At 67.6% G+C, this 12091-nt stretch carries 8 protein-coding genes and 1 pseudogene; 1 reads left to right on the top strand and 8 read right to left on the bottom strand.

Annotation, left to right across the window (positions count from 1 at the left end; all coding sequences use genetic code 11):
- Positions 1–126: 126 nt before the first annotated feature.
- The 3 genes and pseudogenes from ACEN88_RS14070 to aroG all read right to left on the bottom strand — a co-directional run bounded on the left by ACEN88_RS14070 (position 127) and on the right by aroG (position 2512).
- Positions 127–954 carry an aspartyl/asparaginyl beta-hydroxylase domain-containing protein gene (locus ACEN88_RS14070; RefSeq protein WP_413340477.1) on the bottom strand — a complete coding sequence of 276 codons (828 nt, stop codon included), beginning with the start codon at positions 952–954 and terminating at the stop codon, positions 127–129.
- Positions 955–1109: 155 nt separating this feature from the next.
- A pseudogene (locus tag ACEN88_RS14065) lies at positions 1110–1370 on the bottom strand (tetratricopeptide repeat protein); the annotation flags it as partial.
- A gap of 80 nt (positions 1371–1450) precedes the next feature.
- On the bottom strand, positions 1451–2512 hold the full coding sequence (gene aroG / locus ACEN88_RS14060) for a 3-deoxy-7-phosphoheptulonate synthase AroG (protein WP_056123286.1): 1062 nt from the start codon (positions 2510–2512) through the stop codon (positions 1451–1453).
- A gap of 438 nt (positions 2513–2950) precedes the next feature.
- On the opposite strand from aroG, the gene ACEN88_RS14055 reads away from it, so the two are divergent.
- A complete protein-coding gene (locus tag ACEN88_RS14055; protein ID WP_413340475.1) occupies positions 2951–5815 on the top strand; it encodes a TonB-dependent receptor in 2865 nt (954 codons plus the stop codon).
- On the opposite strand, the gene ACEN88_RS14050 is transcribed toward ACEN88_RS14055, so the two are convergent.
- The 5 genes from ACEN88_RS14050 to ACEN88_RS14030 all read right to left on the bottom strand — a co-directional run.
- Positions 5812–6006 carry a hypothetical protein gene (locus ACEN88_RS14050; RefSeq protein WP_413340473.1) on the bottom strand — a complete coding sequence of 65 codons (195 nt, stop codon included), beginning with the start codon at positions 6004–6006 and terminating at the stop codon, positions 5812–5814. The genes ACEN88_RS14055 and ACEN88_RS14050 overlap by 4 nt on opposite strands.
- Positions 6007–6111: 105 nt before the next feature.
- Positions 6112–6480, bottom strand: coding sequence for a hypothetical protein (locus ACEN88_RS14045; RefSeq protein WP_413340471.1), 369 nt, complete (start codon positions 6478–6480; stop codon positions 6112–6114).
- Positions 6481–6541: 61 nt separating this feature from the next.
- Complete coding sequence (gene tldD, locus ACEN88_RS14040) at positions 6542–8002, bottom strand: metalloprotease TldD (protein ID WP_056123277.1); 1461 nt, start codon at positions 8000–8002, stop codon at positions 6542–6544.
- 43 nt (positions 8003–8045) lie between these two features.
- Positions 8046–8846 carry a carbon-nitrogen hydrolase family protein gene (locus tag ACEN88_RS14035; protein ID WP_413340468.1) on the bottom strand — a complete coding sequence of 267 codons (801 nt, stop codon included), beginning with the start codon at positions 8844–8846 and terminating at the stop codon, positions 8046–8048.
- Positions 8843–12091 (bottom strand): YhdP family protein (locus ACEN88_RS14030; RefSeq protein WP_413340467.1); only part of this gene is annotated, 3249 nt, incomplete at its 5' end. The genes ACEN88_RS14035 and ACEN88_RS14030, both read right to left, overlap by 4 nt.

Here is a 12091-nt window from a genome sequence, read left to right as displayed (position 1 = left end):
CCCCCCCCCTCTTTTTTTTCACCCCCCCCCCCCCCCCCCCCCCCTGCCCCCGCGGGGGGGGGGGCGGTTTTTTTTAAAAACCCCCCCCCGGGGGGGGGGGGGGGGGGGCGGTTTTCTTTTTGAAGATTACAACCCGAAGCTGCCTTCGTCCGCCGAAAACGCGTTCATGCCGTCGCTCATCGCCGTCACGAGGGCACGTTCCGGCCCCGTCAGATGCGGATGCCAGATGTCGAACATCAGGATCGCGCGGGGAGCATCGCTGTCGTTCCACGCCTCGTGCTCGATCGTGTCGTCGAACACCCATGCCTTGCCCTCCTCCCACGCGCGCACGTCGTTGCCGACGCGGAAGCCGCAGCCCGGCGGCACGACGAGCGGCACGTGCGTGACGACGCGGACGTTGCTGACGCCGCAGTGCGGCGGGATGCGCGTCTTCGGCTTGAGCACGGAAAACATCGCGACGGGCGTGCGGCCCGGCTGGTCCGGCTGCGGCGCACCCGCCAGCAGCGCCATCGTGTGCGGGCAGCGCCGCGCATTCGCGTCGTTGACCTTGCCGGCTTCGACGAGGTGGAAGGCGCTCCAGCGCAGCGAGTTGTTCAGATCGGCCCACTGGCGCAGCGGCTGGTCGTCGCCATACTGCATGTAAGGCGTAAAACCTTCGGCGCCGGCCTGCGCGGCGAGGAATTCCGCGCGGATCGCGTCAAGTTCGCGCTCGAACGCGTCGAGCCACGGAAAGTCCGCGCGGTCGAAGAAAGTGACGGGCGCCAGGCCCTGGAAGTGGAACAGCGCGGGCTGGGGCTCGTAGCGGCGCTTGCGGCCCAGCATGATGTCGAGCGACTCCGTGAAGCGCTGCACGCGCTCCCCGCGCAGGTCGCGCAACAGGGGTGCCATGTGGTCGTCGAGGAAGCGGCCGAAATCGGTGTCGTACTGTTCGCGGTAGGCCATGGCGTCCTGCACGGCCGGGCGCAGTTCGGGCGGCAGTTGCTGCAGCGGCGGCGCTTGCCCTGGCGCGTGAGCAGGCCGGCACGCAGGATCAGCGCGACGAGGTCGGTCGGTTCCAGCACGAGCGCGCCGCGGATCGCCTCTTCCTCGCGCGCCTCGTCGCGCTGGGCCATGCAAACGACGGCGAGGTTGATCCACTGCTGCTTGTCGCGTCCGTCAGCGGCGACGAGGCGCTCGAGCAGCGCCCGCGCCTCCGGCAGCGCGCCGGACCGGTAATGCAGCTGCGCCATGCCGAGCAGTGCCGGACCGTGCGTCGGCACCTGCTCCAGGATGCGCTGCCACAGCTGCGCCGCGAGGCGCGGATTGGCGCCCTTCAGTGCCGCCTGGGCCGCGCGTTCCCAGGCGCCGATTTCACCTTCGTTGGAAGCCATGCCGCTCCTTCAAGTATGACCATGTACATACCGATTCTGGAGTGGCTGCTTCCCGTTGGCAAGACCTATTTGGCCGCCCTTCAGGCGTCGTCGCGCAACCGGCGTGCGCGCACGCTGGCGGCGAGGTTTTCCAGCACGGCGATGCTGGTCTCCCAGTCGATGCAGCCGTCGGTGACGGACTGGCCGTACGTCAGTTCCTTGCCCGGCACGAGGTCCTGGCGGCCGCCGACGAGGTGCGACTCGACCATCACACCGACGATGCGCGTATCGCCCGCCGCGATCTGGCTGCCGATGTCCGCGCACACGGGCACCTGGTTCTGCGGATTCTTGCTGCTGTTGGCGTGCGACGCGTCGATCATCAGGCGGCTCGCGAGGCCGTTGGCGGCGAGCTGCTTGCAGGCGTCCTCGACGCTGGCCGCGTCATAGTTCGGCGCCTTGCCGCCACGCAGGATGATGTGGCAGTCCTCGTTGCCCGCGGTCGACACGATCGCCGAGTGGCCACCCTTCGTCACGGACAGGAAGTGGTGCGGCTGCGACGCGGCCTTGATCGCATCGGCCGCGATCTTGATGTTGCCGTCGGTGCCATTCTTGAAGCCGACCGGGCACGACAGGCCGGACGCCAGCTCGCGGTGCACCTGCGATTCCGTCGTGCGCGCACCGATCGCGCCCCAGCTGATCAGGTCGGCGATGTACTGCGGGCTGATCACGTCGAGGAATTCGGTGCCGGCCGGCAGGCCCAGTTCATTGATGTCGCGCAGCAGTTCGCGCGCCATGCGCAGGCCGTCGTTGATGCGGAAGCTGTTGTCCATGTACGGGTCGTTGATCATGCCCTTCCAGCCGACCGTCGTGCGCGGCTTCTCGAAGTACACGCGCATGATCACTTCCAGCTCGCCGGCGAAGCGGTGACGCTGCTCGACGAGGCGGCGGGCATATTCCATCGCGGCGTTCGGATCGTGGATCGAGCACGGGCCGATCACGACCATCAGGCGGTCGTCCTGCCCATGCAGGATGCGATGCAGCGCCATGCGCGCCTGCGACGCGACCTGTTCCGCTTCCGGGGTCACCGGGAATTCGCGGATCAGGTGCGAGGGCGGCGTCAGTTCCTTCATTTCGCGGATGCGTAAGTCGTCGGTGCGAGGCATTGCAGTTCTCCGTTCTTGATCTGGTTAAATTCTGGGGCGTAAAAAAAAAGACCGCCAGCTCGGCGGTCTTTTGGATTCTTGTGTCGGACTCTGTTCTGTTGCTGCGTGAACCTGCCGCTACTCCACCGCCGTCGGGCTGGAATGGCTAAACCAAAAATAAAAGGTAAAGAAAACGGCGTGGCGCATGGAGAGATTCCGAAGTAGTCGATTGACTATAACAACATTGCTGCGACGTTGGCAAGACTTTATTTGGCCTGTGATCTGTCGGTTACGGTTGCCTATACAGGCGATCGGTTGCATCAACCCGACATCTTTTCCGCTGTGCCGGACACGCTTGAGAGATGTCAGTTGCCGCTTTATGCAAGATGCAAAAGTCGCAACGAGCCCCGGATTGATGCGCACCGGGTCGACCATCCCTCATCGCATTGGAGTCTGGACATGACTGAAACCCCGATATCCCGAACGATCCGACGCCTGTTCGCGGGCGGGGGCGCCATCGGCCTCACGATCCTCGCGCTGCCGGCGCCGGCCCAGGAAGTCGCACCGAAACCCGTCCCGCGCGTCGAGATCACCGGCTCGAACATCCGCCGCTCCGAGGCCGAAACGGCGTCCTCCGTGATCACCGTCAACCGCGCCGACATCGAGCGTTCCGGCAAGGCCACCGTGGCCGAGCTGCTGCAGACGCTGGCCGTCGACAACCAGGGTTCCGTGCCCACCACCTTCGGCAACGGCTTCGCCGCCGGCGCCTCGGGCATCTCGTTGCGCGGCCTGGGCGCGGCGTCCACGCTCGTGCTGCTGAACGGCCGCCGCATGGCCCCGTACGGCCTCGCCGACGATGGCCAGAAGCAGTTCACGGACCTGAACGTGATCCCGACGGATGCCGTCGAGCGCGTCGAGGTGCTGAAGGACGGCGCGTCCGCCATCTACGGTTCGGACGCCATCGCCGGCGTCGTCAACATCATCCTGCGCCGCGACTTCCAGGGCAACACGGTGCGCTTCTCGCGCGGCGCCACCAACGACTGGGACGGCAAGCGCACGAACGTCGCCTTCACCAAGGGCGTCGGCAGCCTCGACACCGACCGCTACAACGTCCTGTTCAGCATCGAGTACAAGAAGTTCGACGAGATCTGGTACCGCGACCGCGCGGACCGCGACTGGATCGGCCGCAACGACCTGCGCCGCTGGGGCTATTCGGCCGACCAGGCGCTCGGCGGTACCGGCGCCATCCTGCCCGGCACCGGCACGGCCGGCAACGCCATCAACGGCAACGTGCGCAATCCGGCCGACCCGACCAATTACTACAACCGCGGCAACCTGGCGGGCCCCGGCTTCACCCGCACCTTCCCCGGCGCGGCCTGTTCCAACTTCACGAGCCACCCGCAGGGCGATCCCGGCGGCGGCTGCCTGATCGACGCCTCGATGCAGTACAACCAGATCGAGCCGAAGCAGGAAAACCTGAGCTTCTTCCTGCGCGGCACGATGCAGCTGGACCCGTCGCTCCAGCTGTACAGCGAGTTCAACTGGTACACGAGCCAGACGGACACCGCCACGACGCCCTCCTCCGTCAGCGCCTCCGTGGGCTTCCCAGGCGGGCCCGTGAACAATGCCGTCGTCCAGCTCGGTGCGAACCATCCGGACAACCCGTATTTCGGCACGGCCGCGCGGATCCGCTACCTGGCTGCCGACGTCGGGCCGCGCAAGTCCAGCATCGATTCCAACTTCCTGCGCTGGCTCGGCGGCGCCAGGGGCACGCACTACGGCTGGGACTGGGACTCGTCCCTGCTGTTCTCGCACAACCACGTCAACAACAACCAGAACGGTTTCCTGCAGCGCGACGTCGCCTTCGCCCTGCTCGATCCCACGCCCGCCAACATCGCGGCGGCGGCGGCGAACAGCCCGGCTTATGCGGCGCTACCGCTGGGTACCGTCTGGCGCATCGCCGAGAACGCGGGCGTGAATTCGCCCGCCGTGTACGCCGCGCTGTCGCCCACCATCGGCAACAGGGCCAACACGAAGATCGGCCAGATCGACTTCAAGGCCACGCGCGAATACAGCGGCATCCCCTGGCTGGCCGGCAACCTGGGCCTGGCGCTGGGCACCGAGTTCCGCCACGAGATGACGGAACTGCTGCCCACCACCGGCACGGAACGGGGCAATGTCATCGGCCTGGGCTATTCCGCGTATTCCGGCGCCCGCAACGTGTTCGCGCTGTACGGCGAAGGCCTCGCGCCGCTGCCGTTCAACGTGGAAGCGTCGGCCGCGCTGCGCTACGACCACTTCACCGACGTCGGCAGTTCGTACACGCCGAAGTTCGGCCTGAAGTGGACGCCGGTGCGCGAATTTGCGCTGCGCGGCACGTTCGCGCGGGGCTTCCGCGCGCCGAGTCCGGCCGAGAACGGCGTCGGCGGCCTGGCCGCGTTCTCCACCGCGGCCGACCCCGTGCGCTGCGCACTGGGCGTGACGAACGCCTGCAACCCGGCATCGGTGGCGCTGATCACGTCGCCCAACCCGAACCTGTCGCCGGAACGGTCGAAGAGCTACACGCTGGGTGTCATCTGGGACCCGCTGCCGCGCACGAGCATCTCCGTGGACTACTGGAAGATCAAGCGCAAGAACGAGATCAACCAGGAACAGGTCGACGCCGCCATCGCTGCCGGCAGCGTGGCGCGCGACCCGGGCAGCGTGAGCGGCATCCCGGGCGACCCGGGCCAGATCACGGCCGTGCTGACCCGCTACGTCAACTCCGCCCAGAGCAAGGTGCGCGGCCTCGACGTGGACGCGCGCTACAACCACCGCCTGCCGGAGGCCTGGGGCAATGCCACGTTCGACGTGAAGTACACGCACATCTTCGAATGGCTGCGCACCGAACGGGACGGTACGTCGCGCGAATTCGCGGGCACGCACGGCAACTGCGACGTGACGAACTGCACGGGCACGCCGGCCGACCGTGTCAACATGCGCTTCGGCTGGGACCGCAACAACCTGCGCGTATCGGCCAACGTGAACTACCGCGGCGTGCTGGAAAACCGCTTCTTCCGGGGCGACCCGAGCGGTTGCGCCGTGACCTTCGCCAACGGCGCCGACGCCCCGAACGGTTGCGAACTGGCGTCGTTCACGACGGTCGACCTGGTGGTGCGCTGGAAGCCGCAGCAGCGCTGGGAAGTGTTCGGCTCGGTCCAGAACCTGTTCGACAAGATCGCGCCGCTCGACCCGCTTACCTACGGCGCGCAGGCGTACAACCCGCTCGACTACGAGGGTGCGCGCGGACGCTTTTATACGCTGGGGGCGCGCTACTCGTTCTAGTCCCCGGGCCCTTCGCCGGGCATCGTGTCGGCCATCAGCCGCAGCTCTTCCGGCGTCAGCTCTTCGGGCTTCTTGCCCTCGAGGCCGTCGAAGTCGGGGGGTTGCTGCGGTGCGGGCGCCGCCGCGTCGGGCTGCTGTGCGTTGGTCCGAGGCGGCTGTGCGCCTGGTTGCTGTGCTTGATCGTTGGCCATGTCGCGCTCCTTGCGATGATGATCGGTCGGAACCAGTGTGTCACAAGGCCGGCTCCGATGGCGTCCGCATCGGCGCGTGCCCTCCTGCGCCAGCTGGACGACCAGCTAGTCGCGTGCACGACGGGCGCCGAACCCGCTCAGGCAATCGCCGAACGGTTGCGACATCGTCGCTTCATCGCCCGGCCCGATCCGCGGCAGGGTGAAGCGGTGCCGGCACTGCGGACCGGGCAACGCCGCAGCGACGAGCACGTAGTCGGCATCGTCCCGCACGGTCAGCTTGACGAGGCTCGCATTGCCGTCGACCTGCCCCAGCGATGCGCCGCGGAAGCGGATGTCGGAACGGTCGGCGCCGGGCTGCGTCTCCACCGGCCCGAAGCGGGTGGCGACGTTCGTGTGTTCGTCGGCCGCGGCGCACCAGGACTGCGTGGACGCGACGAGTGCAGCGACAAAAACCGGAAGAACAAACGCCCGCACGGGGCGGGCGCTATGGTAGAGAAGGCGGCGAAGGCGGAGGCCAGCGCGATGCGGCGAGGCCTTACGCCGTACCGCCGACGGTCACGCCGTCGATGCGCAAGGTCGGCTGGCCCACGCCCACCGGGACGCTCTGGCCTTCCTTGCCGCACACGCCCACGCCCGAGTCCAGGCGCATGTCGTTGCCGATCATCGAGATGCGGTTCATCGTGTCCGGACCGTTGCCGATCAGGGTCGCGCCCTTCACCGGGTACGTCACTTTACCGTCCTCGATCATGTAGGCCTCGCTGGCCGAGAACACGAACTTGCCGTTCGTGATGTCGACCTGGCCGCCGCCGAAGTTCACCGCGTACAGGCCGTTCTTGACCGAAGCCAGGATCTCGGCCGGGTCCTTGTCGCCGGCCAGCATGTACGTGTTCGTCATGCGCGGCATCGGCAGGTGGGCGAACGATTCGCGGCGCGCATTGCCCGTCACCGGCATCTTCATCAGGCGCGCGTTCATCGTGTCCTGGATATAGCCCTTCAGGATGCCGTCTTCGATCAAGGTCGTGCACTGGGTCGGGTTGCCCTCGTCGTCCATGTTCAGCGACCCGCGGCGGTCCTGCAGCGTGCCGTCGTCGACGACGGTCACGCCCTTCGCGGCGACGCGCTGGCCGATCATGCCGGCATACGCGGACGAGCCCTTGCGGTTGAAGTCGCCTTCGAGGCCGTGGCCGACGGCTTCGTGCAGCAGCACGCCGGGCCAGCCAGGGCCGAGCACGATGGTCATCGGACCGGCCGGGGCCGGACGCGCTTCCAGGTTCACGAGAGCCGACTGCACGGCTTCGCTGGCGTATTTCTCCAGCAGTTCGTCGCTGAAATAGTTGTAATCGTAACGGCCGCCGCCGCCCGACGAGCCCATCTCGCGCCGGCCGTTCTGCTCGGCGATGACGGTGACGGACACGCGTACGAGCGGACGGATGTCGGCCGCCAGCACGCCGTCGCTGCGCACGACGAGCACGACGTCGTACTCGCCGGCCAGGCCGGCCATCACCTGCACGACGCGCGGGTCTTTTGCACGCGCGATCTTTTCGACACGCTCCAGCAGCGCAACTTTCGCGGTGGCGTCGAGCGAGGCCAGCGGGTCATGCGGCAGGTACAGCGAGCGGCCGCCGGACGGCTGGACGTTCGCTGCAACCTTCACGCGGCCGGCGCCCGCGCGGGCGATCGTGCGCGTGGCCGCGGCGGCGTCCAGCAGGGCGGCCTGCGAAATTTCGTCGGAGTAAGCGAAAGCGGTCTTGTCGCCCGACACGGCACGCACGCCGACGCCCTGGTCGATCGAAAAACTGCCGCTCTTGACGATGCCCTCTTCCAGGCTCCAGCCTTCGCTCTTGGTGAACTGGAAATACAGGTCGGCATAGTCGACCTTGTGCGTGAACATGGTCCCCAGCGTCGTGATCAGCTTGCCTTCGTCGAGGCCGAATGGCGTCAACAGGACGTCGCGCGCGACAGCGAGGGAGGAGAGATTCGGTTCGAATGGAGTCATTGCGTCAGGTCTTTCTGATAGGGATGGGGCATTGTGCCATACCTTAAAGTTTGCGGTGTTTCAGTGCCGGCAAACTCTCGCGCACCTTCGCGATGTAGCCGGGATCGATCGCGCCGCTGACGACGCCCTCGCCTTCCGGCAACACGTCCTTCACCTCGCCCCACGGGTCGATCAGCATGCTGTGGCCGAACGTGCGGCGGCCGTTCACGTGCGTGCCGCCTTGTGCGGAGGCCAGCACGTAGCACTGGTTTTCGATGGCGCGGGCGCGCAGCAGCACTTCCCAGTGGGCGAGGCCCGTCGTGTGCGTGAACGCGGCCGGCACGACGATCAACGCGCAATCGCCCATCGCGCGGAACAGTTCCGGGAAGCGCAGGTCGTAGCAGATGGCCAGGCCGACCTTGCCGAACGGCGCGTCGAAGCCGCCGACCGTCTCGCCCGGTACGATGGTGCGGGCCTCGTCGTACGATTCGCTGCCTTTATTAAAACCGAACAAGTGGATCTTGTCGTAGCGGCCGACATGTTGCCCGGCCGGATCGTAGACGAGCGTCGTGTTCAGCACGCGCCCGGCGTCGCCGGACACGAGGGGCAAGGTGCCGCCGATGAGCCAGATGCCATGCTCGCGCGCCTGTCCGGCCAGGAAATCCTGGATGGGGCCGTGGCCCGGCTGTTCCGCGCGGGCGACCTTGTCCGTGTCCGTCATGCCCATGATGGGCCAGTATTCCGGCAGCGTGACCAGTTGCGCGCCGCGCGCGGCGGCGTCCGCGATCAAACGGCGCGCGGTGGCAATGTTCTCGTCCACGTTGGGCGTGGACACCATCTGTACGGCAGCGACGATCGTCTTCATTTGCTTCCCTTCTTGTCCTTGTTGCGGTCCTGCGCGGCCGCTTTCTCGGCGGCGGCGTTCACGGCCGGCGAATTGTCCAGCTTGACGATGTGCGGCGACTTCCACGGTCCCGTCACCTGCATGTGGTAAGTCAGCGCCTTCATGACGGGCGCGCGCAGGAACAGCTGGGCCAGGAAGCTGCCGAGGCCGATCACGGGGTTCACCGCGAGGCCGTACACGAGCGAGCTGGTGCCGAGATTGAATTCCGGGATCACGACGACGTGCAGGTTCGTCGATTCGTGCGCGATGTCGGCCGTGCCGTCCATCAGCACCGTCGCCGCCACGCCATGCATCTTGAGATTGTCCGTGCGCACGACGCCGCGTGTGATCATCGCGTTCGCCGTGATGCCGTCGAAGGCGAGGCCTTCCGAGAACACGTCGTGGAAGTCGAGCTTCAGCATGCGCGGCAGCATCTGCAGGCTCAGCACGCCCAACAGCTTCGCGGCACCAGGATCCTGCTTGAGGAATTGGCCATCCTCGACATTCATCTGGATCTGGCCCGACAGGCTCGGAATGTCGAGCGAGTACGGCAGGCCGGCCCAGGAGATGTCGCCGGACAGCGAGCCCTTGCCGTGGCGCAGCGTCTCCGGGAAGCCCAGGCGATCCAGCAGGCGGCCGGCGTCGCTGATGTCGAGCGTGAAATTGAGCGCCGTGTTGCTCTTGCCGTCGCGCGTGAGCCAGCGGCCGTTCGCCTTCAGCTGGCCGTCCGGATTCGTCAGCGCCAGCTTTTCGATGCGCCATTCGCGTCCGGCCAGCGCCTGCGCATTGCTGGCCACGAGTTCCAGGCGGCCGAACTGCTTGTTGAACAGCTCGAAGCGGTCGGCCACGATGTCGAGGGCCGGGATGCTGGCGCTGGCGCCCTTGTTCGATTCGAGCAGGTCCTTGACTTCGTTCGCGGACGATTCCGGGATCACGAGCGACGCCAGGCGCGCCGTCACCTTGCCCAGGCCCTGGCCCGATTCGGCCCACGTGACGTAGCCGACGACCTGGCGCGAATCGATGCTGGCCTGCCACGTATTGTTCTGGTGCGTGGCGCCGACGACGACGTCGCGCAGCGCCCGCTCGCCGATGATCAGTTCGCCGGCACGGGCGGCCACGATGTCAGGCACGACGTACTGGGCCATGCCGCCGCCGGTTTCAGTGGACGCAGCCGGCGCCGCCTCGCCCGGCCCGGCGATGTCGGCCGCCGCGGCAAGCCAGCGGTCGACGTTCAGCGCTTTCATGTTCACGTTGATCATCATGCCGCTGTCCGGCTCGGGCGCCGGCACGTTGACGCCGATGCCGCCCCGCTTGACGATCCACGGGCCGTGGGGCTGGCGCTCGCGCACGTATTTCGCGGCGGCGATATTGCCCAGCTGGATGCGGATGTCGTCGTGGCCGACGCCGTCCGTCCCCGTCGGCTGGCCCGTGAGGACGAAGTGCAGCGGCAGCGCGTCCGGGGCGGGCTTGTTCAGCGGCGCCGGCAGTTCGATGCCGAGGCCGGCCAGGTTGGTGTCGAGGATGATCTGGGTCTGGCGGTCCTTCACCGTGACGGTGCCGCCGAAGCGCGCGCCGCCGGACAGTTTATTGCCCAGGCGCTGCAGCGCCGGCAGGGAACGCGTCTGGCGCATGCCCTCGGCCGTGGCGCTGCCGGCCATGCGGATCTGGATGCTGCCGTCGCGCTGGGTGCCGCCGGACAATTGCAGCGGCCCGCCGAGGAAGCTGGCGCCCACGCCGTTCAGGTTCACGCCGTGTTCGGAAAACTCGATGCGGCCCAGCGCGGCCTCGATCGGCGGCAGGTCGGGGAACAGCACGACCTCGTTGTTCTGCAATTGCAGCGCGCCCTGCACCTTCGCATCGTGCAGGCTGGCGAGCGGCAGGTGCAGCTTCAGGCCCAGCTTCGCCGGGCCGGTCCCCTTGGTGTCCTCGGTGAAATGGCCGATCCATTCGAGCACGGGGCTGGCCGCCACGTAGTGCAGGAACTCGGGCAGCGGGCCGGCGGCCGTGCCGTCGATGTCGAGCATCATCTCGTGGATGCCCAGCTCGGGGATCACGGCCTTCACGTTCGACAGGGCGATGCCCTGCGTGCGTGCCGTGTCGGCGTGGATGTCCATGCGGGCGCGGTCGAACACGATGGACCCGTCGATGTTTTCCAGCAGCGGCCACAGCGGCGTCTTGCCGTCCGCCGCCTTGTGGCTGGGCGCGTACTCGAGCTTGCCGTCTTCGATGCGGCCGCCGACGCGGAACTCGCCCTTGGCGCGCTGCACGGCATTCTCGGCGCGGAACGGGAAGTGAGCCAGGTCGCCGCGCAGGCGCAGGCGCGCGTCGTGCAGCATGCCGCCCTGGAGCGCACCCGTCAGCCATTCGCGCAGGCCTTCCGGCGTCGCGAGCGGCAGCCAGCGGCCGATGCTGCCGATCTCGAAATTGTCGACCGTGCCCGTGAAGTCGGCATTGCCCGGCCCCTGGCCGGCTTTCAACGACAGCACGTGGCGGCCCGTCAAGCTCGCCTTCAGCGCGCCCTGGGTCAGGTTCAGGCTGTCGACGTCGACGGCCAGCTGCTCGTCCGCCAGCTGCGTCCAGCGTGCGTGCAGCGCAAATTGATCGAACGGCATTTCCGGATCGGCGAACCAGGCCGGCAGCGCCAGCACGAGCTTGTCGGAATCGATGTCGACGCTGCCGCCATGGTCGCTCGCGTCGATGCGGCCCGACAGATTCCTGAAACCCGGCAGCGCGGGGCGCGCGGGCTGGGCCGGGTGACCATCGGTTGCGGCGAGCTCGGCGCGCGCCGCCAGCGGATTCATGCCGAGGTTCTCGACGTCGCCGCGCGCACGGTAGCCGGTGATGTGCGGGAAGCGGCCCTGCCATTCGACGTCGGCGTCGTTGATGCGGCCGCGCGGCGCCAGTTCCGTCAGCAGCTGGCGGTGCGCCGGCGCGATGGGCAGTTGCACGGCCAGCGCAGCCAGCGCGCCCACGTCCAGCTGTTCGGCGCGCACTTCGAACCGTTCCGGCTGGGTGCGCGTGGCGGGGCGCCACGACTCGTTCAGGGTGGCCGGCGGCAGCACGACGCCGCCTTCCGTGACGACGGAGAAATTTTCCAGGCCGATCGCATGGCCCAGCGCGCCGAAGGTCGGCTTGCCGTCGTCCACGTTCGGCGCGATGGTCTCGCTGGCCGACAGCCGGCCCGCTACGCGCGACAGGGCCAGCGGCGGCGTGTCCGGGCCGAGGCG

Source organism: Massilia sp. CT11-108 (genome assembly GCF_047302915.1).
Lineage (GTDB): Bacteria > Pseudomonadota > Gammaproteobacteria > Burkholderiales > Burkholderiaceae_D > Telluria > Telluria orientalis.
This window is presented reverse-complemented; position numbering and strand designations above follow the sequence as displayed.